The organism is Austwickia chelonae NBRC 105200, assembly GCF_000298175.1.
Classification (GTDB): domain Bacteria; phylum Actinomycetota; class Actinomycetes; order Actinomycetales; family Dermatophilaceae; genus Austwickia; species Austwickia chelonae.
Window position 1 is genome coordinate 41,563 of sequence record NZ_BAGZ01000002.1, and the last position, 23,965, is coordinate 65,527.

The following is a 23,965-nucleotide window of genomic DNA, read 5'->3' on the forward strand; positions in this document are numbered from 1 at the left end:
GCCCCCATGGAGACGCTATGACCGACCAGAACAACCCTTTTTCCGACGCCGTCCCTGGAGAGCCTGTCGCGCCCCGGGCTCCGATGGGACGCCTCATCGTCATCTCCGGCCCTCTGAGTTCGTGTTGTCATCAGCTCGCCTGGGCCATCGGCCGCCATCTCGACCAGTCCATGGTGATCGACGGCCCCGTCCTGGCAGGCATGGTCGCCTCCGAACATGCTTCCGCAGCGGATGAGCTGGGCACCATCCGGACTCTCCTGCTGCGCTACTGCGCCGAGATCGCCCTCGCCGAGACCTACCGTCGAGGCGGCTACGACGTGGTGATCGTCGAAGACCTCCCCGGCCACCGGCTCAACGACTTCCGCGACCTGTGCACCCCCGACGACATCCACCTCATCATCCTCGACGGCACCGTCAAGAACTACCCGCTGGGTCTGCACGTGATGTCCCGCCCCGACGTCGAGGCGCTCGCCGCCGGAGTGCTCTCCCGGCTGGGGGAATCGCTCCTCAAGAAAGCCCCCGCCCCCTACCCCTCCTCGGGGATCACCGACCCGGCCGTCGAATGGCAGGAACGCGGCGGCCCTTCCCCCTGGGACTGAGAAGGCGCCGACGCGGAGGTGGGGCGTCGGCTGCACAGCAGTTCCACCCCACCTCCGGCCTCCGTCGAGGAGATCCTCCGCTCAGAAGAGCGCGCTCATCAGGGCACGTCGCGCCTTGGAGACCCGTTCGTCAGCCGCACCGACCACTTCGAAAAGGTCCAGGAGGTGCTGGCGGGCCCGTTCCCGGTCCTCCTCCGACGTGGCTCTCACCAGATCGATCAGACGCGCGAAAGCGTCTTCGACATGGCCACCCGACAGATCCAGGTCGGCGACCAGCAGCTGGGCGTCCACATCCTGCGGATGCTGGGCAGCGGCCTCCCGAGCGGCCGCGACATCGACCCCGTCGAGTCTGCACAGCAAGGAGACCTGCGCCAGGCCGGCCTTGGCGTCGACATCGCCGGGATTCTCCTTCAGCGCCTGCTCGTAGGCGGCGGCCGCGGCCCGGTAATCTCCGGCCTCGATGGCCTCGTACGCCTTCGCATGAGCTGCTGGGAGCGGGGAATCGACCGGTGCGGACTCCTCCGGCACCCCGGGCTCGAAGCGGCCGGTGACCCCGTTCTGTGCCGCCAGCTGCAAAACCTGGTCACAGATCTGACGCAGCTGGTCGGCGGGCTGCACCCCGGCGAAGAGCGGTACCGGCTGCCCGGCGATGATCGCCATCGTCACCGGGATCTGCTGGACACCGAAGGCCTGAGCCATCTTCGGAGCGGTCCGGACGTCGACCGCGCACACCCGCAACCGACCCGGGTAGGACTGTGCCGCGGTCACCGCGGCATCGACTGCACCACGGGTCTGATCCGCCTGGCCGTCCCAGAGCACGAACAGGGCAGGAACCTCGCGGGTGGCCAGGAAGGCCTCTTCGAAAGTGGCGTCGGTGACCTCCTGGAGGAGTGCCGACCCACCCGAGGTGGTCTGCTGCGGCGGCGCAGGGGCCGGCCGCCCGAGAGAGGACAGATCAACGGCGCCACGTAGGGCGCCCGTGGAAGAACCGGGCAAAGTCATGTGCCCCATTCTTACGGACCGCACAGACGTGGAGCGAACTCGCAGTCATGAATTCCCCAGGTCTGCGGCTGTCACAGGCCTGAAGCGCCCGATACCTGTTCCGTAGCAGCGACCAGTCGTGCCTTGCCCGACTTGGGAACGGTGAAGACGAGGAACTGCAACACCTGGATACGAGCCTGCTGTACGAGCACGGTACGACCGGGCACGAAGGCCTTGAACATCGGCGGGGCCTTCAGCTGCTGACCGCTCTTGATGGTGTACTCGCTGGTCCGCTCGATCGCTCCGAGCACCAGGGTGTCGCCGTTCAGCTCGCGGAAGGCGGCCACCGGGTCCGGCATGAGCTGATTGCTCTGGGTCAGCTCGGCCTGATTGCTGGAGGCCTTCTTCTGTTCCTCCATCTTGTTGACGATCTGCTCGAGGAAGGTGTCGTTCTGGTAGACGGCGTTGTCCTTCTTCCCGGACAACCCGTCGGCATAGGACTTGAGCAGGTCGACCGGCTTGACCTCCATGTCCTCACCCGTGGTGACGATCTGGGTCCCTTCGTCCCGGCCCGGGAAGGCGTTGATCGTCGCGCCCGGCAACATCTGGGCACTCAAGGCCAAGCGGTACGGGGTATGGGCATTCGTGGCCACCAGCAGATGCACATGCGGCAGCTGGGCCCCAGCCGGGGTCGACGCCCCCAGGATGTACCGGGGGTACTGGGTGCCACGGGAGTTCGCCAGGACTTTCAGATCGCTGGGCCCCTGGGCGATCTTCCCCTGGGCGCCCGCGCCGATCAGTTGCGTCAGGGAGGTGGCGGCTTTGGCGCCCTCGCCCGCGTAGGTGCGGGGGATCTGAGCCGTGGCCTCCTGCTTACCCGAGCGCACCGCCGTGTCGGCGTCCATCACCCGTTGCAGGATCCGCGTCGCCTGCTGTTCGGTGACGGTAGATCCCGGGTCGCCGTAGCCCGTCCCCGATCCGGGGACACCCGGAGCTCCGCAACCGGCCAGGGCCACGGCCGCGATCACGGCCGCACCGGCCGCACGTCGGGTCGGTCGTGGACGAATCACTGATACAGCTCCTCGTGATGATGTCGAGCTCATGAACGGCGTCCTCGCCGGGGGGAGTCGGGGCCGCTGCCCTTCCCTGGTCCGTCCTTGCGGGCGTCGCCCTTCTTCTTCAACTTCCCGGCGAAGGGATTCTTCCCGGCGAGTGCCTTCTTCATCCCGGCACCGCGTCCGGGCGGAGGAGCACCCGCGCCGCGGGCAGCCGGAGGTGTGGGCCGCGGGAAGGGCTTCTTCGGGTCGACGTACAGATCGGTGTCCGCCACGGTGTCCTCGTCGGCAGCAGGCATGCGCGAGGTCGACGGGCCCCCTCGACCGGGGACCTTCCCGCGCAACAGTTCACGCCCACGCCCGGCGCGCGACGGTGCGGCCGGTCCGCGACCGGAGCGTCCCCCTCGGCCGGGAAGCGGACGACGCCCGGTGAGCGGCCAGCTCTTCCGGAGCCGCAGCCCACCGAAGGCCAGCAGGGCACCACCGATGACGGTGACCGCGGCCGCCTGCCAGAACCAGGCGGCATTGCTCCAGGTCATGGTCACGTCCAACGTCTGTGAACGCGGCTCGCCGGGAGGTCCGGCGAAGATCAGGGCTGCCTGGGGAAGCGCATTGGGGGTGACCTCGAGGTCCACTTCACGGGCGGTCGTCGGATCGGCCATGAAGGTGTCCGTGTTCAACAGTTTCCCGAGCTGGCCGCCATTGCGCTCGACGATGCTCAGCCCCCGGGGGAGGAAGTCGACCCCGTCGATGACGGTGTGCCGAGCCGGTTCTGCGGCCGCACGGGCGTCCTCGTCGAGCATCCGCACCAGGGTGAGATCACCCTCGCCCTTCCCGGTGACCTTGATCTTCACCGGGACGGACGACGCGCGGATCGCGTCCTTGCCGACCACGACGACGCCGGGTTCACCGATATGGGCGGTCACCTCGACGCGTCCGGAAGGCCCGATGGTGATGGAGAAGATCAGACCCACCACCAGCAGGAGGGCACCCACCGCGAGCGCGGCGAAGGTGAGCACCTCTGGGAGGCGGCGTTGCAGAGCTGCTGGCACGAGCTATTCCTTCGGGTCTATTCCTTCGGGTGGCGACCTGGGTCGCCCTGCGGCGTACGGTGGCCACCGGAGGTTCTTCCGTGACCGGTTGCGCGGTGGAGCGCGTGGTCTCCGACTGCGCGAGGCACGTCAACCACCCAGCCTAACCAGTCGGGCTGTGAGGTCTCAAAAAGGCAACGCTCGCTCGGGACGGACGACCGTACTCCGCAGGCTACTGGAGACGGGCCGGGAACAGGCTGTGACCGAACGGGCGGTCCGCCTCGTCGCGAGCCGGTTCATAGCGGGTGGCCGGGAGGACGGGTCCTCTTCAGAATCTGGCCGGTTCGCGGTAGATACCCCATTCCTGGCGCAGTGCGTCGCAGATCTCCCCCAGGGTGGCTTCCGCGCGGACGGCGTCGAGCATGGCGGGGATCAGGTTCTCGTCGGTGCGGGAGACCTCGACCATGTGTGCCAGCGTGCTCTCGACCGCGGCCGGGTTGCGGCCGGCTTTGCGGGCGGTCAGTGCCCGGACCTGCTCGCGTTCGACTTCGTGGCTGACGCGCAGGATCTCCAACTCGTGGCTGACGGAGTCGGTGAGGCAGGTGACACCGACGACCTTCTTCGTGCCCTGCTCGAGCGCGATCTGATGGTGGAAGGCGGCGTCGCCGATCTCGGACATGAACCAGCCGTCCTCGATGCCGCGCAGCAGACCGGAGGTGATCGGGCCGATCTGGTGCCCGGTCGAGCCGTCGGCTCCGGTTTCCTGACCGTGCTCGCCGAGCTCGCGGATCTTGTCGAAGATCCGCTCCGCCTCGGCCTCGATCTTGTCGGTGAGCGCCTCGACGTACCAGGAGCCCCCGAGCGGGTCGGCGACATTGGTGATCCCGGTCTCCTCCATGAGGACCTGTTGCGTACGCAGCGCCACCTCCGCCGATTGTTCGGTCGGCAGGGCGAGGGTCTCGTCGAGGGCGTTGGTGTGCAGGGAGTTGGTGCCGCCCAGGACGGCGGAGAGCGCCTCGACCGCCGTACGGACGACGTTGTTGAGCGGCTGCTGTGCGGTGAGGCTGACGCCGGCGGTCTGGGTGTGGAAGCGCAACTGCTGCGCCTTCTCGGTCTCCGCGCCGTAGACATCACGCAACCAGCGGGCCCAGATACGGCGGGCGGCACGGAACTTCGCGATCTCCTCGAAGAAGTCCACGTGGGCGTCGAAGAAGAAGCTCAGGCCCGGGGCGAAGGAGTCGACGTCGAGGCCGCGGGAGAGGCCGAGTTCGACGTAGCCGAAGCCGTCGGCGAGCGTGAAGGCGAGTTCCTGCGCGGCCGTGGCCCCGGCCTCGCGGATGTGGTAGCCGGAGACCGAGAGCGGTTTGTACGCGCGGATGTTCTTGTCGCAGTACTCCATCAGGTCGCCGATCAGGCGCAGGTGCGGCTCGGGCGCGAAGAGCCATTCCTTCTGGGCGATGTACTCCTTGAAGATGTCCGTCTGCAGCGTGCCGTTGAGCTTGGCGATGTCACAGCCCTGGCGTTCGGCGGCCACGAGGTACATGCAGAATGCCGGCACCGCCGGGCCGGAGATCGTCATCGACGTGGTGACCTGGTCGAGTCTGATGTCGGAGAAGAGCACGTCCATGTCGGCGGCGGAGTCGACGGCGACCCCGCAATGGCCGACCTCGCCCAGGCTCATCGGGTCGTCGGAGTCGCGCCCCATCAGGGTCGGCATGTCGAAGGCGACCGAGAGTCCGCCGCCGCCGCGGCCGAGGATCATCTTGTAGCGCTCGTTGGTCTGTTCGGCATTGCCGAAGCCGGCGAACTGACGGATGGTCCAGGTCCGGCCGCGGTATCCGGTGGCGTGCAGGCCGCGGGTGAAGGGGTACTCCCCCGGCCAGCCGATCCGGTCGAACTCGGGGTCGGCGGCGGCTTGCTCGTCGGTCGGTCCGTAGACCGGCTCGACCTCCATGCCGGAGAGCGTGGTGAAGTCGGCGTCCCTGACCTTCCCGGCGGCCAGGGCAGCGTTGTAACGCTGCTGCCAACGCTGGCGTCCGGTCGCTCCCGCTGCGGTCTCCAGGGTGTAGACGGGGAGCGCGTCGTGGCCGCGTCGGGGGGCCTCGGCCAGCATCGGATCGGGGCCGGTCGGATCCGTCGTCGTCATGGTCCACATCTACTCGGCCCCCGGGCGGCGTGCCAGCGCTGGCGGAGACGATTCCGTCAACGGCGCATGCTCCTCCACGAGGCACTCCGCCGCGCCCGTTCGGCCCACATCTCGGCGCCGGACGGCGACGCCGAGAAGGTCAACCTTCCTGGGCCCTCCGCATGAGAGCTTCCTCCAAGCGGTCGAGCTTGCCCTGCATCTCACCGGTACGCCCCGGGCGGATGTCCGCCTTCAGGACCAAGGAGACGCGCGGACTCACCTCGGCCACCGCGTCACAGCAGCGTTTCACCACCGCCATGCACTCGTCCCATTCACCTTCGATCGTGGTGAACATCGAGTCGGTGCGATGAGGCAACCCCGAGGCCCGCACCTGCTCGACGGCCGCAGCCACGGCGTCGTGCACCGAACCGGTCTCGTCGGCGGCCACCGCGGGGGCGACCGAAAAGGCGATCAGCATGCCGTCCACAGTAATCCAGGGCAGAAGAACGGACCTGTCCGTGGGGCACACGCTCCTGGAGGAGGCGTCCCGGGTTCAGTCTCGCCCCAGCTGTTCGACGACCCGGTCCGCCGCCGTGTACGGATCGCTGGTGCCTTCCACCACCTGCCGGGCATAGGGTTCCAAGCCGTCACCGGCACGCAGATCACCCATCCGACCGCGCAGAGTGGCCAAGGCGATCGCCTCGATCTCACCGGCGGCCCGGGCCAGCCTGCGACGCGACAGTTCACCGTGCTCGACCGCCCACGTCCGGTGCCCGGTCACCGCGGACGCCAGCTCGTCGACCCCCACCCCCTGGGCGGCGACCGTCCGCAGCACCGGTGGCCGCCACGACGGGCCGTCGCCGCGCGCGCCCAACCGGACCATGTGTCGCAGGTCCCGCACGGTCGCGTCCGCTCCTGGCCGGTCGGCCTTGTTCACCACGAAGATGTCACCGATCTCGAGGATTCCGGCTTTTGCCGCCTGGATGCCGTCGCCCATGCCCGGGGCCAGGAGCACCACGGTCGTATCGGCCAGGCCGACCACCTCGATCTCCGACTGTCCCACGCCGACGGTCTCGACGAGGACCACCTCGCAGCCGGCGGCGTCGAGGACCCGGACCGCCTGCGGAGTCGCCCAGGACAGGCCGCCCAGATGTCCTCGGCTGGCCATCGAACGGATGTACACCTCTGGGTCGAGGGCGTGATCCTGCATACGGACCCGGTCGCCGAGCAGGGCCCCTCCGGAGAAGGGTGAGCTGGGGTCGACCGCCAACACCCCGACCCGACGTCCCTGCGCCCGGAGGGCTCCGACCAACGCGCTGGTGCAGGTGGACTTGCCCACGCCGGGGCTTCCGGTCAGTCCGACGACATGGGCGCGTCCGGTGTGCGGCGCCAGCGCGGCCATCACCTCGCGCAGGATCGGAGAGGCTTCCTCCACCAGGGAGATCAGTCGGGCGACCGCCCGCGGGGAGCCCTCCTGCGCTTGGGAGACCAGTGCAGGGACGTCGATCGCGCGTCGGGACATCAGCTGGCCTTGGTTCTCATGACGCCGGGACGGCGGATTGCCGCGGGACCCGGAGCAGGAGTGCATCGCCCTGGCCACCGCCGCCACACAGTCCGGCGGCGCCGACTCCGCCTCCGCGGCGGCGCAGTTCGAGAGCGAGGGTGAGCACGATGCGGGCCCCGGACATACCCAGGGGGTGTCCCAGGGCGATGGCTCCGCCGTGCGGGTTGACCTTCTCCGGGTCGAGACCGAGGAGACGTTGTGCGGCGATCCCGACGGCGGCGAAGGCTTCGTTGATCTCGACCACGTCGAGTTCCTGCGGGTCGAGGCCTTCCTTTCGGCAGGCCGCGGCGATGGCGCGGGCCGGTTGGGACTGCAGGGTGGAGTCCGGTCCGGCGACGGTGCCGTAGGCGCCGATCTCGGCCAGCCAGGACAGTCCTCGTTCCTGCGCGAGGGAGCGTCGGGTCACCACCACGGCGCAGGCTCCGTCGCTGATCTGGCTGGCCGATCCCGCCGTGACGGTCCCGGTGGGGCGGAAGGCCGGGCGGAGCCGGGAGAGTCCTTCGACGGTGGTGGAGGGTCTGATGCCTTCGTCCTGGTCCACGGTCGAGATCTCCCCGTCGGGTCGGGGGATGCTGACGGGGACGATCTCCTCGGCGAACAGTCCGTCGGTGCGGGCCTGGGCGGCGAGTCGGTGGCTGCGGGCGGCGAAGGCGTCCTGTTCCTCGCGGGTGACATCGCCGTGGTTGGCCGACTCGGTCAGATCGCCCATCCCCTGGTCGGTGAAGACGTCCCAGAGACCGTCGTATTCCATGCTGTCGCGCAGGATCCGGTTCCCGTATCGCTGGCCTTCCCTGCTCTTGTCGAGCAGGTGAGGTGCGCGGCTCATCGATTCCATCCCCCCGGCGACGACGGTCGTGGCCTCGCCTGCGCGGATCATCTGGTCGGCCTGGGCGATGGCGGCCAGGCCGGACAGGCAGACCTTGTTGACGGTGAGGGCGGGCACGGTCATCGGGAGCCCTGCGGCGACTGCGGCCTGGCGGGCGGTGATCTGCCCGCAACCGGCTTGGAGGACGTGGCCCATGATGACGTGGTCGATCTGCGGGGGGTGCAGGCCGGAGCGTTCCAGGGCTCCGGCGATCGCGATACCGCCCAAGGCGGTCGCCGGGAGGTCCTTCAGGGAGCCGAGGAGCCGTCCCATCGGGGTGCGCGCCCCGGCGATGATCACGGTCGGGTCGTCGGATCTGTTCTGGGACATCGGGTCTCCAACCTCGTCGTCGAGCCGGTCCTCGTCACTCTAGTCAGGAGCCGTGCCGGATCGGCCGTCCGGACGTCGGGACATCGGGAAGGTGACGTGGCCCGCCGGTCGCGGCTGTGCACCTTCTGCTGCGATTCCCGGACCGGGATATCGGATTCGGAGCGAATTCGTTTCCGAGAGAATTCATCTCCAGTGAATTTGTCGATCGGACGGGGGCGGGGAATAGGAGAACGGAGCGCACGAAGCATCCAGGCGAAATATCCGACTTGCCGGTCACTAAACACCGATGACCAAGGGTTCACAAAAGCCCTAATCCTACCCTTTGACGGACAAATTTCAGGGATTTCCACAGACGTGTCTTTTCTTCCCCGACAACGACTTTCCTGTGTCCTAAATCACATGCGTGAACATGACACAGGAGTGCATATATTCGCCTTCGCGACCACGCAATGCGGCCGGAAGACTGTTTTTCTATTCATTCCCGCCGCCTTTCATGCACCAAACCCCTGTTCCCCCCTTCCCCGGCCTGTCTAAGGTCACAGCACCCACGGACGACCACGGGCCGTCCCGACGACGCGGTTCAGGAAAGGAAAAGGTCCATGCCCAAGGCCTACGTAGGTTCCGAAGTCGGGCAGTTGAAGAGAGTCATTCTTCACCGCCCCGGCCAGGAGCTCGCCCGTCTCACCCCGGGCAACAAGGACGAGCTGCTCTTCGACGAGATCCCCTGGGTCGAGAAAGCCCAAGAAGAGCACGACCAGTTCGCCGAGACCCTCCGCAAACTCGACGTCGAAGTGCTCTACCTGCACGAGCTGCTCGCCGAGACCCTCGAGATCCCCCAGGCCCGGGATCACCTGCTCAAACAACTCCTCGACATCGAAGTCTTCGGACCCGCAGCGATCGAACCCCTGACCCGCCTGCTGACCTCGATCACCGCCGACGAACTCGCCTCCTTCCTCATCGGCGGACTCACCAAGGACGAAGCCCTCGAACACGGCGCCGATGTCACCAACTCCCTGGTGTTCTCCACCATGGACACCGACCGTTTCATCCTCGCCCCGCTGCCCAACCACCTGTTCACCCGCGACACCTCCTGCTGGGTGTACGGCGGCGTCGCCGTCAACTCGATGCGCTGGGGAGCGCGCATCCGCGAGTCGATGAACTACGACACCATCTACCGCTACCACCCGACCCTGTCGGTCTGCGCCCCCTTCGAACGATGGGGCGGCGGACTCGGCGTCGGACACGCCACCATGGAAGGCGGCGACGTCCACGTCCTGGGACACGGCGCCGTCATGATCGGCATCAGCGAACGAACCTCACCACAAGGCATCGAACGCCTCGCCGGACAACTCTTCGCGAAGAAGGCCGCCGACAAGGTCATCGGCATCCAGCTGCCGTCCAGCCGCGCCACCATGCACCTGGACACCGTCATGTCGATGGTCGACGACCACAGCTTCACCAAGTTCGCCGGACTGGGCATGCTGCCCTCGTTCACCCTCGAGCCCGGCGACGGCGACGACGACCTCAAAGTCACCCGCCACGCCCCCGAACAGATGCACGACGCGATCGCCGCAGCACTGGGCGTCGACACCATCCGCACCCTGACCGCACCGCAGAGCCTGGGTGCCGCCGAACGCGAACAGTGGGACGACGGATGCAATGTGCTGGCCGTACGACCCGGCGTCGTCGTCGCCTACGAACGTAATGTCACATCCAACCAGTTCCTGGAGGAGAACGGCATCGAGGTACATACCATCGCCGGATCCGAACTGGGGCGCGGCCGTGGCGGCCCGCGCTGCATGAGCTGCCCCATCGAACGAGAGGACATCTGAGCCATGGCGTTCAACCTTCGACACCGCAATTTCCTCAAGGAGATCGACTTCACCCCCGCGGAGTGGCGTCATCTGCTCACCCTGTCCGCAGACCTCAAACGGGCCAAATACAGCGGCACCGAGCGTCCTCGACTGAAGGGCAAGAATGTCGCCCTGATCTTCGAGAAGACCTCCACCCGCACCCGGTGCGCCTTCGAGGTCGCCGCCTACGACCAGGGCGCCGGCGTGACCTACCTGGACCCCAGCGGATCCCAGATCGGGCACAAGGAGTCGATGAAAGACACCGCGCGAGTCCTCGGGCGGATGTACGACGGCATCGAATACCGCGGCTCATCACAGGAACTCGTTGAGATCCTCGGCGAATTCGCCGGTGTCCCCGTCTGGAACGGACTCACCGACGAATGGCATCCCACCCAGATGCTCGCCGACCAGCTCACCATGATCGAACACTGCGACAAGCCGATCTCCCAGATCACCTTCGCCTACCTCGGCGACGCCCGGAACAATGTCGGCAACTCCCTGCTGATCTCCGGCGCCATGGCCGGCATGGACGTCCGCATGGTCGCCCCCGAGAAACTGCAGAACGCCCCCGAGATCATCGCCAAGGCCAAGGAGATCGCGGAGAAGACCGGAGCCCGCATCACCGTCACCGACGACGTCGAAGCCGGGGTCGCCGACTGCGACTTCCTCTACACCGACGTCTGGGTGTCCATGGGAGAACCGAAGGAGGTCTGGAACGAACGCATCGAACTGCTCAAGGACTACCAGGTCAACGCCACGTCCATGGCCGCCACCGGGAACCCCCACGTCAAGTTCATGCACTGTCTGCCGGCCTTCCACGACCGCAACACCACCGTCGGCGAAGAGATCTACCAGGCCACCGGCATGGAATCCCTCGAAGTCACCGACGAGGTCTTCGAATCCGAGGCCTCGATCGTCTTCGACCAGGCCGAGAACCGCATGCACACCATCAAGGCCGTCATGGTCGCCACCCTGGGAGACTGATCAACCACCATGCGAATCGTCGTAGCGCTGGGCGGCAACGCCCTCCTGCAGCGGGGCCAGAAACCGGACGCGGCAACCCAGATCGCCAATGCCGAACGGGCCATCGCCTCCCTCGTGCCCCTCGCCCAGGAACACGAACTCGTCATCACCCACGGAAACGGACCCCAGGTCGGCGTGCTCGCCCTGGAGTCCGCCCAGGACCCGCGGCTGTCCCAGCCGTACCCGCTCGACACCCTGGGCGCCGAGACCCAAGGCATGATCGGCTACTGGATCCTGCAGTCCCTGCAGAACCACCTGCCCGGATGCCAGGTCGCCGCCATGGTCAACCAGACCCTCGTCCTCGCCGACGACCCCGCCTTCGAGGACCCCACCAAATTCGTCGGCGAGGTCTACGACGAAACCACCGCCAAGGCCAAGGCCGAGGAGATGGGCTGGGTCGTCAAACCGGACGGCGACTACTGGCGCAGGGTCGTCCCCTCGCCCACCCCCCAACGGGTGGTCGAGACCCGGATCATCCGTCAACTACTGAACAGCGGCGTACTCGTCGTGTGCAGCGGTGGCGGCGGCATCCCGGTGATCCGTAACGAGGAAGGCAAGCTGCGCGGCATCGAGGCCGTCATCGACAAGGACCTCAGCGCAGCAGTCCTCGCCGAACACCTCGAGGCGGACGCCCTGCTCATCCTCACCGACGTGCCCCACGTCATCCGGAACTTCGGCACCGACGACGCCGAACCCATCCGCCGCGCCACGCCCAAGGCCCTGCGTGACCTCGGCGCCCCGGCCGGCTCTATGGGCCCGAAGATCGAAGCGGCATGCCAGTTCGTCGAACTCACCGGCGACATGGCAGCCATCGGCAGCCTGGAGGACGCCGCCGGAATGCTCGACGGCACCGCCGGGACCATCATCACCCCCGGTGGCGCCTACGGTTCGGTCGACGACCTCGGACCGCGCCGCCGTCCGATCACCGGCTGAGGGACACCACGCCCAACCCCTCCCCGAAAATCTCGCCCCAGTCTCCGGGGTGTGCGCCACCCCGGAGACTGGCTCCCCTATGCCCGACGGCAGCCCTCCGTCGGGCGGCGCATCGCCGCCGGAAACCGACGACGACGTGAAAATGCAGGACACAGTTCGGGACGCCCGACGCGCCCCTCCCTCAAGGAGAACGACATGACGAAGATCGTCAATTCGTGGAACGATTTCGACCCGCTCAAGCACATCATCGTGGGTGTGGCCGACCACAGCGTCATCCCGCCGGAAGAACCTGCCACCTCCGAGAAGGTGCCGATCGACTCCGAGATGCGCGGCATGTGGGGCCCTCGCCCCCTGGAAACCGTGGAAAAGGCCAACGCACAACTCGACTACCTGGCCAAGGTGCTCCAGGAGCGCGGCGTCAAGGTCGACCGGCCCACCCCGTTGCAGTGGAATCAACCGGTCATCACCCCCGACTTCCGCACCGACGCGATGATGACCTGCATGCCGCCGCGCGACATCCTGCTCACCGTCGGCAACGAGATCATGGCCTCGGCCAACTCCTTCCGCTGCCGCTACTTCGAATATCTCGCCTTCTGGCCGCTGATGAACCAGTACTTCCGGGAGGACCCGGAGTTCAAGTGGACCCAGGCCCCCCGTCCGCGGTTGACGGACAAGTCCTACAAGCACAACTACTACGACGAGCGGATCGAGTTGGAGGAGAGACTGATCCGCACCGCCAACAAGGACTTCGTCACCACCGAGGAAGAACCCATGTGGGATGCCGCGGACGTCCTGCGTCTGGGCAAGGACATGTTCATCCAACACGGCCTCACCACGAACCGCACCGCAATGGAATGGTTCAAGCGCTACTACCCCGACCTGCGCATCCACGCGGTGAACTTCCCCGGTGACCCGTACCCGATCCACATCGACGCCACCTTCGTGCCGCTGCGGCCGGGCCTGATCATCAACAACCCACACCGTCGTCTGCCCGAGGAACAGCGCAAGATCTTCGAAGCCAACGACTGGGAGATCGTCGACGCCGCACAACCGGCCCACACCGAACCGCCGCCGCTGTGCTACTCCTCCGTCTGGCTGTCGATGAACTGTCTCGTGCTGGACCACAAGACCGTCATCTGCGAAGCCTCCGAGGTGCACCAGATGGAGCAGATGGACAAACTGGGCATGAACGTCATCCCCGTGCCCTTCCGCGACGCCTACCCCTTCGGCGGTGCCCTGCACTGCGCCACCGCGGATGTCTACCGCGAAGGCGGCTGTGAGGACTACTTCCCCAACCAGGTCGAGGACCCGACGCTCGTCTGATCCACCGATCGGTGGGTGGTGCCGCGCCGCCGCAACCCGGCGCGGCACCACATTGGGCCGCGGGTGGCCTCCGATCACGCCGCGGCCACCCGGTAACGCGCCAACGAAGGACCCACCATGTCCACACCCGTAGCGTCCGACCCCGTGCCCACCGGCACCCCCGCAGACGCCTCCGTCATGAACAAGAGACTCGGCCTGTCGGCCATGATCCTCTCCGCAACCGGAATGGGATTCGTCGGCACTCTCGGTCGACTCTCCACCCCGGCCGACCCCGTCACCGGCACGAAATACATCATCGGGGACTTCCTGGCCTTCGGCCGGATGACCACCGGGGCGCTGGGCATGCTCCTGATCCTCGTCGTGGTCAAGAAGATGCCCGCGCTGCGTTCCACAAAGCTCTCCTTCACCGTCGTCGCCGGCGGGATCTCCATCGGGGTCTCCCTGGGCCTGTACGTCAGCGCCACCCTGATGACCTCGATCGCCAATGCAGTCTTCCTGATCTACACGGGGCCGCTCTTCTCCGCCCTGCTGGCCCGGATCTTCCTGAAGGAACGCATCACCCTCAAGCAGTCGCTCTTCCTGATGTTGGTCTTCGTGGGCATGCTCATGACCATCGGCATCATCAACTGGACCTCGGGAACAGGACTTGTCTTCGGCCTCCAACTGGGCGCCGACCCGGCCTTCCCCCACAAGACCACCGGAGACATGTTCGGGCTGGGATCAGGCTTCTTCTACGGCCTGGCCCTCTTCTTCTACCGGTACCGCGGCGACATCGAATCCGAGGTCCGAGCCCTATGGAACTTCCTCTTCGGAGCCCTGGGAGCCCTGGGTGTCATGGCCTTCCGGATGGCTCGACTCGACTCGACGAACCCCCTGCAGGTGATGGACCTCCAACACTGGGCCTGGGCAGGGGCCCTCTTCCTGTTCTGCGGCTTCTTCGCCATCGGCTTCCTGGTGGTCGCAGGCAAACACCTGATGGCCGTGGAGCTGTCCTGCGTCTCCTACTGGGAATGTGTGGTCGCCCTGCTCCTGGGCGCCCTCGCCTGGGGCGAGTCGTTGACCGTGATCGGCGCGGCAGGCGGGCTGCTCATCATCATCGGCGGGATGGGACCTGCCCTGCAGATCTTCACCGGACGCGCCACCGGAGCCAGACCCGAGGAGGTGAGCGAAGGAACCGCCGCGTGACAGCCCGATGAAGTGGAGCATCCCATGATCCCGCTGTCGCACGTGGACACCGTCGCCTCTTCTCCGGCGGACGACTCCCCCGACCCGTCCGCCGTACGTCAGGTCGCCACCGCCAGCTTCATCGGCAACTTCGTCGAATGGTTCGACTACGCCTCCTACGGTTATCTCGCCACCGTCATCGCAGCCACCTTCTTCACTGATTCGAATCCGACGGTGGCTCTGCTGCAGACCTATGCCGTCTTCGCGATGTCCTTCGTCCTGCGCCCCGTCGGAGGCATCGTCTGGGGAGTCCTGGGCGACCGGTGGGGACGACGCCTCGCCCTGTCCTGGTCGATCCTGTTGATGTCCGGGGCGACCTTCTGCATCGGGCTGCTGCCCTCACAGGCCACACTGGGCGCCTCCGCCCCGTTGCTGCTCCTCCTGCTGCGCATGATCCAGGGCTTCTCCGCCTCCGGTGAGTACGCCGGGGCATCGGCCTTCCTCGCCGAGTACGCCCCGCCAGGACGTCGCGGCCTGCTGACCTCGATCGTCCCGGCCAGCACCGCGACCGGGTTGCTCTGTGGAGCGTTGACGGTCACGGTCCTCCACCTGGTGATGCCGATCGAGGACCTGCACTCCTGGGGCTGGCGGATCCCTTTCCTGATCGCCGGACCGTTGGGGTTGGTGGGCCGGTACATCCGGATCCACCTGGAGGACTCCCCGCATTTCCGGGCGTTGACCGACCAGGTCTCCCCGGAGTCCCCGAAGCCGACGTCCAGGGGACCGGTGCGGGAGGTCCTCTCGGAGCACCGACCTGCGGTGGCCATTGCGTTCGGGGTGTCCTGCCTGAATGCGGTCGCCTTCTACCTGGTGCTCAGTTATATGCCGACGTATCTGGCCACCGAGCTGGGCGTGAGCCGTACGGAGGCTTTCCTCGCCTCGACGATCTCGCTGACCGTCTACATCGCTGCGATCTTCGCGATGGGTGTGCTCTCGGACCGGTTCGGGCGGCGACGACTACTCATCGTGGCCTCGGTGCTCTTCATCGTCTTGACGGTGCCGCTCTTCTCGTTGCTTCCCCGGGCCGGCACGGTGGGCATAGTGCTGATCCAGGTCGTCTTCTGCGTCATGCTCACCGTCAACGACGGAACCTTGCCGACCTTCCTCGCGGAGATCTTCCCGACTCCGGTTCGGTATACCGGTTTCGGGCTCAGCTTCAACACCGCGAACGCGCTTTTCGGGGGGACAGCCCCCATGATCGCGACGTGGCTGATCCAGGTGACCGGGTCACCGTCCGCCCCAGCCTGGTATCTCACGGGTGTGGCTGTCCTCGCGCTGGGCGCGATGGCAGCCAGCCGGGAGACCGCCTTCGACACCCTCCCGGACCGTTGAGCAGCTCCGGTGAGGGAAAGCGGGGACACCGCACCGGGCACAGGTCCGGTGACTCCGGTGGATTTCCGAGAAAACAGGGTGTTATCGCGAGATCATCTGTGCGAGGAAATCCTTCGGCGTGGTGGAGCTCCGGGACATCACCGACCCGCCAAGCTGAAAGCAGACATATAGTTCTGACCCTCGCACCATCGTCCACAAATTCAGGTGAGCGACGAGCACCTGAACGTCATCGCACATCCGAAGTCGGCGATGACGGTTCCCCCCTCTCGTCACCTTAGTTATCGAGAACGGCGACTCCCATGACCAGCAGCACGCCTCAATCGACTGTCTCGGACAGCCTGCCCACCGGAACCGACAACCGCCTGAGACTCGGCGCGCTCATCGCGCTCGTCGTCGGTTCCATGATCGGCGGCGGCATTTTCGCGATGCCCCGTCAAATGGCGCAGAGCGCTTCTCCGATCCCTCTGCTCATCGGCTGGACGATCACCGGCGTCGGCATGCTGACGCTCGCCTTCGTCTTCCAGAACCTGGCCAGCAGAAAGCCCGATGTCGACGGGGGCGTCTACGGTTACGCCAGAGCAGGTTTCGGTTCATACATCGGCTTCAACTCGGCCTGGGGTTACTGGATCAGCGCCTGGCTGGGCAATGTCGGCTACCTGGTCTTCCTGTTCACCGCGCTGGGCGAACTCATCCCGCTCTTCGGCGGGGAGAACAAGGTCCCCGCGGTCATCGGTGCCTCCGTCGTCCTGTGGGCGACCACCTGGCTGTGCATCCGCGGCGTCCAGGAAGCGGCCTTCGTCAACACCGTCGTGACGATCGCCAAGGTCGTCCCTCTGCTGATGTTCATCGTGATCGGTGCGGTCGCCTTCAAGTCCGGGATCTTCACCGCCGACATCTGGGGGACCAACACCAGCGTCCCCTCCGGCCCCGACAACGAGATCGCACCGCTGGGATCGGCCCTGGAGCAGGTCAAAGGCATGATGCTGGTGACCGTCTGGGTCTTCATCGGCATCGAGGGAGCCAGCGTCTTCTCCGCCCGGGCCAGTAAACGCTCTGACGTCGGCAAGGCCACGGTCATCGGTTTCCTGGGCGTCCTCGCCCTGCTCGTCCTGGTCAACGTCATCTCCTACGGCCTGATGGCCCAAGCACAGCTGGCCGGGGTCAAGGACCCGGCGCTGGGACAACTGCTCGTCTCCGTCGTCGGCCCCTGGGGCGGCACCCTGATCGCCCTCGGCCTGGCGATCTCCCTGCTCGGCGCCCTGTTGAGCTGGACCCTGCTGTGCGCGGAGATCCTCGCACTGCCCGCCCAGGACAAGGTGATGCCGCAGGTCCTCGGCAAACTGAACCCCAAGGGCGCGCCGGCCGGGGCCCTGTTGATCACCGCCGTGTGCGAACAGATCTTCCTCATCTGGTCGACCACCAACAAGGACGCCTACGACGCCCTGATCCTGCTGGCCTCCTCGCTGATCCTCATCCCCTACCTGTTGTCCACCGCCTATCAGCTGAAACTGGCCATGAGTGGAGAGACCTACGAACAGGAACAGTCCGCCCGGGTCAAGGCGATGGTCATCGGCGGGATCTCCACGATCTACGCGGTCTGGCTGCTCTACGCCGCCGGGCCGAAATACCTCCTGCTGTCGGCCCTCTTCTACGTGATCGGCGCGGCCGTCTACATCCCCTCCCGCCGGGCAGCCGGGGAGAAGCCCTTCACCGGCGGGGAGATCGTGCTCTTCATCGCCATCGCCATCGCTGCGGTCGCCGGAGCGGTCTCCCTGGCGAATGGCGCCATCACCCTGTGACACCGACGACTACGGACGATGCGGCGGGCCCGGCACCACGGGCCCGCCGCATCGTCGTCCGGTCCCAGGACGCCTTCAGCTCCGGGGACGACCGGAGTTGTCCAGAAGGAGTTCGCTGACCTCAGCAGCAGCTGTGTCATCGCGGAAGACCAGCAGGGTCGTGTCGTCCCCGGCGATCGTGCCCAGCGCACCCAATCCGCCGTTCTGGTCGAGCACCGAGGCCACGTAGTCCGCCGCGCCCGGCGGGGTCCGCACCACCACGAAATTCTTCACCGGCACGGCCGAGACGATGAATTCTTCGCAGACATGCCGCAGACGATGGTCGAGGGTGCGTTCGTCCGGTGCAGGACGCGGCGTGGTGTCCCCACCCAGGCCGGGCAGGGCGTACACGAGTTTGCGCCCCTTGCGCACCTTCACCGCGCGCAAGGCCACCAGGTCTCGGGACAGGGTGGCCTGGGTGACCACGACGCCGTGCTCGGCGAGCCGTTGGAGGAGTTCGGACTGGGAGTGCACGCAGTATCGCGCCAGGATGTCGGCGATCAGCTGGTGACGTGCACTCTTGGTGTTGGCGAGCATCTTCCACTCCTACGCACCAGGGGCCGCCACTGCCAGGCCCAGGGCCTGCCGCTCCGCCCCGGCCGGACGCCCCGTTCCCCGGCCGAGTCCTTGCGAGCGGGCACGATCATTGTCTCACCACCCGGTAATCGGGGTTCGCCCGGTAGGGGAACAGCCGTTCAGGTCGCCGTCACGAGGCTACCGGTGAGGGCATCTGGAGCGAGGGCACCGCACCGCGGACACTCCGAACCCGATCCGACCCCGGCGTATCCGACATGCCGACAAGGGCCTTCGTCCCTCCCGAGCCTGCTCGGCTTCGGCCTAGGCTGGCCCCATGACCGACACCATGGCAGGACTGTTCACCCACATCGACCACGTCGGCATCGCCGTACGCGACCTCGACGAAGCGATCCGCTTCTACGAGGAGAAGTACGGCATGACGATGGCCCACCGTGAGGTCAACGAGGAGCAGGGCGTCGCCGAGTCCATGATGGCCGTCGGGGACTCCACCTCCTGCATCCAGCTGCTCGCGCCCCTGAACGAGAACTCCACGATCGCGAAGTTCATCGACAAGAACGGCGTCGGCATCCAGCAGATGGCCTACCGGGTCGAGGACATCGACGCGGTCTGCGCGACCCTGCGCGAGCGCGGCCTGCGCCTGCTGTACGCCGAGCCGAAGCGGGGCACCGCCGGCAGCCGTATCAACTTCATCCACCCCAAGGACGCCGGTGGTGTCCTGGTCGAACTGGTGGAACCCGGTCAGGGGCACTGACGCCCGTAGGTCCCGCAGCGGTCCGGGCCGGGGGTCGACAGCGACATCGACCCCCGGCCTCGCCGTGTCCGAAAAGGGCGACTCGTGACGAAGCTCACCGGTGACCGCGGCCTCAGGGACCGCCTGCCTCGGGAATCCTGACCGGTGAGGAGAGCCCCACCGACCCGAGGAGTTCCCGTGACGACCACCCAGGAGATCCGCGCCGCCATCCTGTCCGGCGACCGCGAACAAGGCACCTATGCGTCCATGTCTCCGGAGAGTTTCCGAGCCGTGACGGTGCACAAGGACGAGGCGGGCATGTTCGCCGACGTCCCCAGCCGGGAGAAGGACCCCCGCCGGAGCCTGCACATCGACGAGGTGCCCCTGCCCGAACTGGCGCCCGGCGAAGCCCTGGTCGCGGTCATGGCGAGCGCCATCAACTACAACACCGTCTGGTCGAGCATCTTCGAACCGCTGCCGACCTTCGGTTTCCTGGAGCGTTACGGACGGCTCTCCCCGAGCGCGCGGCGGCACGACCTGCCCTATCACATCGTCGGGTCCGATCTGGCCGGCGTGGTCCTGGCCACCGGTCCCGGGGTCCATCTGTGGAAGCCCGGGCAGGAATGTGTGGCGCACTGTCTCTCGGTGGAGCTGGAACATCACGACGGCCACGACGACACGATGCTCGACCCCGAACAGCGCATCTGGGGTTTCGAGACGAACTTCGGTGGCCTGGCCGAGCTGGCCATCGTCAAGGCCAACCAGTTGATGCCCAAACCCGAGCATCTGACCTGGGAGGAGTCGGCCAGTCCCGGGCTGGTCAATTCCACCGCCTACCGGCAGCTGATCTCCCGGAACGGTGCCGGGATGAAACTGGGCGATCGGGTGCTGATCTGGGGGGCCAGCGGCGGGCTGGGCAGCTATGCCACCCAGTTGGCCGTCGCCGGGGGTGCCACGCCGGTCTGTGTGGTCTCCTCCCCCGACAAGGCCGAGCTCTGCAGGGCGATGGGCGCCGACCTGGTCATCGACCGTCGCGCCCAGGGGTATGCCTTCTGGGACGAGAGCGGGACGAGACAGAATCCGAAGGAATGGAAGCGGTTGGGCGCCGACATCCGGGAGCTCACCCACGGCCACGACGTCGACATCGTCTTCGAACATCCCGGACGGGAGACCTTCGGCGCCTCGGTCTACGTGACCCGCAAGGGCGGGACCATCGTGACCTGCGCCTCCACCTCCGGCTATCTGCACGAGTACGACAACCGCTATCTGTGGATGAACCTCAAACGCATCGTCTCCAGCCATTTCGCGAACTACCGCGAGGCCTGGGAGGCCAACAGTCTCATCCGCCGTGGGCTGATCCATCCGACGTTGAGTCGGACTTACCCCCTGACCGAGGTCGGGCAGGCCGCCCTGGATGTGCACCGCAACACCCACCAGGGCAAGGTCGGGGTGCTCTGCCTGGCGCCCGAGGAGGGTCTCGGCGTGACCGATCCCGAGAAAAGGGAACGGCATCTCGCCGGGATCAACCGTTTCCGGAGCCGGTAACCGCCAGCGTCGTCGGGCCGGGAGGGCCGGTCAGCCGTCGGAGTCGGAGTTTTCCGCCATGTCCATCGGTCCCAGCCAGGCCGTCGGCAGTTGGCCGTGTCCGGGGGCCACGACGTCCACGATCTCCTGCAGCGCGCGGCGGACGAAGGTCTCCCCCACCCACAGGTGTTTGCCGCCCTCGACCGGGATCACCTTGGCCTGCGGGATGGTGCTGAAACGTTCCACGGCCTCGGCCGGCTGCAGGTAGTCGTCGTGTTCCGGGACGAGCGCGACCACGGGTCTCCCGAAGTCGGCCCACTCCTGCAGGTCGGACTCGTGGCTGTACCGCAGGGGCGGGGACAGCAGGATCGCTCCCTCGATCGACGGGTCGTGCCCGTGCATCAGGGCCAGGTCGGTCCCGAAGCTCCAGCCGACGAGCCACCGGTGGGGCAGGTCGTGGAATTCGGCGAACTCGATGGCCGCGGCGACATCGTACTTCTCGCTCTGGGCATAGTCGAACTCCCCCTCGGAGGTTCCCCGTGCGGAGGAGGTCCCCCGGGTGTTGAACCGCAGGACGGCGACGTCGGCCAGGGCCGGTAACCGGTAGGCGGCCTTGCGGTAGACGTGGCTGTCCATGAAACCGCCGTGGGTGGGCAGCGGGTGCAAGGTGATCAAGGTGGCGACCGGGGTCTTCCCGATCGGGGTGGCCAGCTCACCGACCAGGGTCAGCCCGTCCGCGGTGTGCAGTTCGATGTCCTCCCGCTGTGCCGGCAGGACACTGTTCGCGCGGATCTCCCGCGGGGTGATGGCGCGCAACGAACCCGTGGTGGGATCCGTGGGCGGGGGCGTCGATGTCATCTCCAGGAACCTCTCGGTGGGCGTCGGCTGCGATTCTGCCAGCAGCGGCTGTGCCAGTGACGGCGGTCGTCCAGGCCGCCGAGTCCGTCGGCCGGCCAGACGACGACATGGGCGATGTCCCCGGCCAGGGTCTGCTGACATCCGGGACACAGATAACGGCGGCCGGGATCCCGGCCGGCGACCCGTCGGACGAACCAGTCTCCGTCGGGATGATTCTCCCGTCTCTCCAACCCGCCCAGGGCGCGCCCGAGGTCGAGTTCGCGTTCATCGCGTCGGCGGCGGTTGGCCCGGGGCATAGGTCCATCATCGCAAGGCGGGGAGCGGCCCGGTCCGGCACCCGCCTTCGGTCAGGCGGCGTGGATGCGGAACCCTCGGCCGGTCTTCCGTCCCAGGTAGCCGCCCTTGGTCAGATGTTCCAGCAAGGGCGCCGGGGCGAAGCCTCGCTCCCGGAACTCCAGGTACAACTCACGTTGGATGGCATAGGAGACGTCCAGGCCGACGACGTCGAGCAGCTCGAAGGGCCCCATGGGCAGCCCGCAGCCGGCGATCATGGCCCGGTCGATGTCGTCCGCGCTGGCGTAGTGCGCCTCCAGCAGTTTCACGGCGTCGTTGAGATACGGGAAGAGGAGGGCGTTGACGATGAACCCGGCACGGTCCCCGCAGTGGACGGCATGTTTGCCGAGACGTCCGCACAGTTCGTGGACGGTCTGTCGGATGTCGTCGGCGGTGGTGACCGTGGAGACGACCTCGACGAGTTTCATCACCTGGGCGGGGTTGAAGAAGTGCATGCCGACGACGTCCCCGGGCCGACTGGTCGCCACGGCGACCTGGATGACCGGCAACGAGCTGGTGGTGGTGGCCAGGACGCATCCGGGACGACAGATCCTGTCGAGTCGACGGAAGATCTCCTGCTTGACCTGGAGGTCCTCGACGACGGCTTCGACCACGATGTCGACCTGGGCGAGTTCCTCGAGGCGGTCGGTCCCGGTCACCCTGGCCAGCGCGGCGTCCCGGTCCTGCTGACCGAGTCGGCCTCGGGTCACCGCCCGGTCGAGGCTCTTCGCCAGTCCGGCCACGGCGCGGTCGGCTTTCTCCTGGGTCCGGGCGACGAGGACGACCGGGTAGCCGGCCTTGGCGAAGACTTCGACGATGCCGGTCGCCATGGTCCCGTTGCCCACCACGCCGACCGTCCTGATCGGGCGGGGCTCGGGTGTGCCGTCCGGGGGGATGGTGCCGGGGGTCTCCCGGTCGGGGACCACGGTGCCCGACCCTGCCCGCTGGTAGGTGTAGAAACCTCGTCCGCTCTTCCGGCCGAGCCGGCCGGCGGCGACCATCTGCTTCAGCAGGGGCGCGGGGGCGTGCAGTCGGTCGCGTCCTTGCCGGTACATGGTGTCGAGCACGGCGTAGCAGACGTCGAGCCCGATCAGGTCGGCGAGCGCGAGCGGACCCATGGGGTAGCCGCAGCCCAGTTGCATCGCGGCGTCGATGTCCTCCCGGGAGGCGTAACGGTTCTCGTACATCGACATGGCGTGGTTGAGATAGCCCAGCAGGAGGGCGTTGGCGATGAATCCGGCGCGGTCCCCGACGACCACGGGTTCCTTGCCGATCCTTTCGACGAGTGTTTTGGCCTCGTCGAGGATCGTCTCGTCGGTGGCCACGGTGCCGACCACCTCGACGAGGCCTTGGACGGGTGCGGGGTTGAAGAAGTGCATGCCGACGACCCGGTTGGGGTGCGCGGTGGAGACGGCGATGTCGGTGACGGACAGTGCGGAGGTATTGGTCGCCAGGATGGTGTCTTCGCGGACGACGGCGTCGAGCTGGGCGAAGACGATGCGTTTGCGTTCGATGTCCTCGGTGACGGCTTCGATGACGAGGTCGCAGTCGGCGACGGCGGCGGGGTCGGTGCCGACGGTGATTCGGTCGAGGATCTGTTCGCGTTCTCCGGCGGTCATCTTGTCTCCGGCGACGGCGCGGGAGGTGGAGTCGGCGAGGCGACGGTGTCCGTCGTGGGCGGCGTCGTCGTCGATCTCGACGGCGTGGACGGTCAGGCCGTGGCGGGCGAAGACTTCGGCGATGCCGGCGCCCATGGTGCCCAGGCCGATCACTCCGATCGTGTTGATCTGTCGCGTCATAGCGCGAGTGTGTCAGGACATTTCGGATGAAAAGGCTTGTGCGGAAAGCGATCACGGTCACACCTCGGGGGTGGCGTCCGGTGGGGCCACACGCCGGTCCACCACTGT

General features: G+C 67.0%; 21 protein-coding genes. 10 read left to right on the top strand and 11 right to left on the bottom strand.

What is annotated here, in order from left to right; all coding sequences use genetic code 11:
* Window positions 1-17: 17 nt before the first annotated feature.
* The gene (locus AUCHE_RS01160; protein WP_006501420.1) at window positions 18-599 is read left to right on the top strand and encodes a hypothetical protein; all 582 of its coding nucleotides are present in this window, start codon (window positions 18-20) and stop codon (window positions 597-599) included.
* Window positions 600-680: 81 nt separating this feature from the next.
* On the opposite strand, the gene AUCHE_RS01165 is transcribed toward AUCHE_RS01160, so the two are convergent.
* The 7 genes from AUCHE_RS01165 to AUCHE_RS01195 all read right to left on the bottom strand — a co-directional run bounded on the left by AUCHE_RS01165 (window position 681) and on the right by AUCHE_RS01195 (window position 8,550).
* On the bottom strand, window positions 681-1,601 hold the full coding sequence (locus tag AUCHE_RS01165) for a tetratricopeptide repeat protein (protein WP_006501421.1): 921 nt from the start codon (window positions 1,599-1,601) through the stop codon (window positions 681-683).
* Window positions 1,602-1,672: 71 nt separating this feature from the next.
* Window positions 1,673-2,650, bottom strand: a complete 978-nt coding sequence (locus AUCHE_RS01170; protein WP_006501422.1) for a hypothetical protein — start codon at window positions 2,648-2,650, stop codon at window positions 1,673-1,675.
* Window positions 2,651-2,679: 29 nt separating this feature from the next.
* Window positions 2,680-3,687, bottom strand: a complete 1,008-nt coding sequence (locus AUCHE_RS01175; RefSeq protein WP_006501423.1) for a hypothetical protein — start codon at window positions 3,685-3,687, stop codon at window positions 2,680-2,682.
* Window positions 3,688-3,994: 307 nt separating this feature from the next.
* Entirely contained in the window at window positions 3,995-5,812 is a 1,818-nt protein-coding gene (locus tag AUCHE_RS01180) for an acyl-CoA mutase large subunit family protein (RefSeq protein WP_006501424.1), read from the bottom strand.
* Window positions 5,813-5,951: 139 nt separating this feature from the next.
* Window positions 5,952-6,269 (bottom strand): thiamine-binding protein, encoded by a 318-nt coding sequence (locus AUCHE_RS01185; RefSeq protein ID WP_006501425.1) that lies wholly within the window; start codon window positions 6,267-6,269, stop codon window positions 5,952-5,954.
* 75 nt (window positions 6,270-6,344) lie between these two features.
* Window positions 6,345-7,313: a methylmalonyl Co-A mutase-associated GTPase MeaB gene (gene meaB, locus AUCHE_RS01190; RefSeq protein WP_006501426.1), complete on the bottom strand. Its 969-nt coding sequence runs from the start codon at window positions 7,311-7,313 to the stop codon at window positions 6,345-6,347.
* A 16-nt stretch (window positions 7,314-7,329) separates the two neighbouring features.
* Entirely contained in the window at window positions 7,330-8,550 is a 1,221-nt protein-coding gene (locus tag AUCHE_RS01195) for an acetyl-CoA C-acetyltransferase (RefSeq protein WP_006501427.1), read from the bottom strand.
* A gap of 599 nt (window positions 8,551-9,149) precedes the next feature.
* Between AUCHE_RS01195 and AUCHE_RS01200 the strand changes: the two genes are divergently transcribed.
* The 7 genes from AUCHE_RS01200 to arcD all read left to right on the top strand — a co-directional run bounded on the left by AUCHE_RS01200 (window position 9,150) and on the right by arcD (window position 18,037).
* Window positions 9,150-10,382, top strand: a complete 1,233-nt coding sequence (locus AUCHE_RS01200; protein ID WP_006501428.1) for an arginine deiminase — start codon at window positions 9,150-9,152, stop codon at window positions 10,380-10,382.
* 3 nt (window positions 10,383-10,385) lie between these two features.
* The gene (gene argF / locus AUCHE_RS01205) at window positions 10,386-11,387 is read left to right on the top strand and encodes an ornithine carbamoyltransferase (RefSeq protein WP_006501429.1); all 1,002 of its coding nucleotides are present in this window, start codon (window positions 10,386-10,388) and stop codon (window positions 11,385-11,387) included.
* A 9-nt stretch (window positions 11,388-11,396) separates the two neighbouring features.
* Window positions 11,397-12,359: a carbamate kinase gene (gene arcC / locus AUCHE_RS01210; RefSeq protein ID WP_006501430.1), complete on the top strand. Its 963-nt coding sequence runs from the start codon at window positions 11,397-11,399 to the stop codon at window positions 12,357-12,359.
* A 195-nt stretch (window positions 12,360-12,554) separates the two neighbouring features.
* Window positions 12,555-13,682: a hypothetical protein gene (locus tag AUCHE_RS01215; protein ID WP_006501431.1), complete on the top strand. Its 1,128-nt coding sequence runs from the start codon at window positions 12,555-12,557 to the stop codon at window positions 13,680-13,682.
* A 117-nt stretch (window positions 13,683-13,799) separates the two neighbouring features.
* Complete coding sequence (locus AUCHE_RS01220) at window positions 13,800-14,867, top strand: DMT family transporter (protein ID WP_245706843.1); 1,068 nt, start codon at window positions 13,800-13,802, stop codon at window positions 14,865-14,867.
* A gap of 24 nt (window positions 14,868-14,891) precedes the next feature.
* Window positions 14,892-16,238, top strand: coding sequence for an MFS transporter (locus AUCHE_RS01225; RefSeq protein ID WP_006501433.1), 1,347 nt, complete (start codon window positions 14,892-14,894; stop codon window positions 16,236-16,238).
* A gap of 299 nt (window positions 16,239-16,537) precedes the next feature.
* On the top strand, window positions 16,538-18,037 hold the full coding sequence (arcD, locus tag AUCHE_RS01230) for an arginine-ornithine antiporter (protein ID WP_006501434.1): 1,500 nt from the start codon (window positions 16,538-16,540) through the stop codon (window positions 18,035-18,037).
* 75 nt (window positions 18,038-18,112) lie between these two features.
* On the opposite strand, the gene AUCHE_RS01235 is transcribed toward arcD, so the two are convergent.
* On the bottom strand, window positions 18,113-18,613 hold the full coding sequence (locus AUCHE_RS01235) for an arginine repressor (protein WP_006501435.1): 501 nt from the start codon (window positions 18,611-18,613) through the stop codon (window positions 18,113-18,115).
* A 313-nt stretch (window positions 18,614-18,926) separates the two neighbouring features.
* Between AUCHE_RS01235 and mce the strand changes: the two genes are divergently transcribed.
* Together mce and ccrA are read left to right on the top strand one after the other, a co-directional pair.
* Window positions 18,927-19,364 carry a methylmalonyl-CoA epimerase gene (gene mce / locus AUCHE_RS01240; protein ID WP_006501436.1) on the top strand — a complete coding sequence of 146 codons (438 nt, stop codon included), beginning with the start codon at window positions 18,927-18,929 and terminating at the stop codon, window positions 19,362-19,364.
* Window positions 19,365-19,541: 177 nt separating this feature from the next.
* The gene (ccrA, locus tag AUCHE_RS01245) at window positions 19,542-20,888 is read left to right on the top strand and encodes a crotonyl-CoA carboxylase/reductase (protein ID WP_006501437.1); all 1,347 of its coding nucleotides are present in this window, start codon (window positions 19,542-19,544) and stop codon (window positions 20,886-20,888) included.
* A gap of 30 nt (window positions 20,889-20,918) precedes the next feature.
* Here ccrA and AUCHE_RS01250 read toward each other — a convergent pair whose 3' ends face one another.
* From AUCHE_RS01250 to AUCHE_RS01260, 3 genes are read right to left on the bottom strand one after another with little or no spacing between them, the layout of a single operon-like run.
* A complete protein-coding gene (locus AUCHE_RS01250; RefSeq protein WP_006501438.1) occupies window positions 20,919-21,725 on the bottom strand; it encodes an alpha/beta hydrolase in 807 nt (268 codons plus the stop codon).
* On the bottom strand, window positions 21,722-22,021 hold the full coding sequence (locus tag AUCHE_RS01255; RefSeq protein ID WP_006501439.1) for a hypothetical protein: 300 nt from the start codon (window positions 22,019-22,021) through the stop codon (window positions 21,722-21,724). The genes AUCHE_RS01250 and AUCHE_RS01255 overlap by 4 nt, the downstream gene beginning before the upstream one ends.
* Before the next feature lie 51 nt (window positions 22,022-22,072).
* Window positions 22,073-23,857 (bottom strand): 3-hydroxyacyl-CoA dehydrogenase family protein, encoded by a 1,785-nt coding sequence (locus AUCHE_RS01260; protein ID WP_006501440.1) that lies wholly within the window; start codon window positions 23,855-23,857, stop codon window positions 22,073-22,075.
* Between the last annotated feature and the right edge of the window lie 108 nt (window positions 23,858-23,965).

Bases quoted from the DNA above. Each gene is read 5' to 3' on its own strand.
- AUCHE_RS01160 (WP_006501420.1), top strand. From the start codon at position 18: ATGACCGACCAGAACAACCCTTTTTCCGACGCCGTCCCTGGAGAGCCT.
- AUCHE_RS01165 (WP_006501421.1), bottom strand. From the start codon at position 1,601: ATGACTTTGCCCGGTTCTTCCACGGGCGCCCTACGTGGCGCCGTTGAT.
- AUCHE_RS01180 (WP_006501424.1), bottom strand. From the start codon at position 5,812: ATGACGACGACGGATCCGACCGGCCCCGATCCGATGCTGGCCGAGGCC.
- AUCHE_RS01185 (WP_006501425.1), bottom strand. From the start codon at position 6,269: ATGCTGATCGCCTTTTCGGTCGCCCCCGCGGTGGCCGCCGACGAGACC.
- meaB (WP_006501426.1), bottom strand. From the start codon at position 7,313: ATGTCCCGACGCGCGATCGACGTCCCTGCACTGGTCTCCCAAGCGCAG.
- AUCHE_RS01195 (WP_006501427.1), bottom strand. From the start codon at position 8,550: ATGTCCCAGAACAGATCCGACGACCCGACCGTGATCATCGCCGGGGCG.
- AUCHE_RS01200 (WP_006501428.1), top strand. From the start codon at position 9,150: ATGCCCAAGGCCTACGTAGGTTCCGAAGTCGGGCAGTTGAAGAGAGTC.
- argF (WP_006501429.1), top strand. From the start codon at position 10,386: ATGGCGTTCAACCTTCGACACCGCAATTTCCTCAAGGAGATCGACTTC.
- arcC (WP_006501430.1), top strand. From the start codon at position 11,397: ATGCGAATCGTCGTAGCGCTGGGCGGCAACGCCCTCCTGCAGCGGGGC.
- AUCHE_RS01215 (WP_006501431.1), top strand. From the start codon at position 12,555: ATGACGAAGATCGTCAATTCGTGGAACGATTTCGACCCGCTCAAGCAC.
- AUCHE_RS01220 (WP_245706843.1), top strand. From the start codon at position 13,800: ATGTCCACACCCGTAGCGTCCGACCCCGTGCCCACCGGCACCCCCGCA.
- AUCHE_RS01225 (WP_006501433.1), top strand. From the start codon at position 14,892: ATGATCCCGCTGTCGCACGTGGACACCGTCGCCTCTTCTCCGGCGGAC.
- arcD (WP_006501434.1), top strand. From the start codon at position 16,538: ATGACCAGCAGCACGCCTCAATCGACTGTCTCGGACAGCCTGCCCACC.
- AUCHE_RS01235 (WP_006501435.1), bottom strand. From the start codon at position 18,613: ATGCTCGCCAACACCAAGAGTGCACGTCACCAGCTGATCGCCGACATC.
- mce (WP_006501436.1), top strand. From the start codon at position 18,927: ATGACCGACACCATGGCAGGACTGTTCACCCACATCGACCACGTCGGC.
- AUCHE_RS01250 (WP_006501438.1), bottom strand. From the start codon at position 21,725: ATGACATCGACGCCCCCGCCCACGGATCCCACCACGGGTTCGTTGCGC.
- AUCHE_RS01255 (WP_006501439.1), bottom strand. From the start codon at position 22,021: ATGCCCCGGGCCAACCGCCGCCGACGCGATGAACGCGAACTCGACCTC.
- AUCHE_RS01260 (WP_006501440.1), bottom strand. From the start codon at position 23,857: ATGACGCGACAGATCAACACGATCGGAGTGATCGGCCTGGGCACCATG.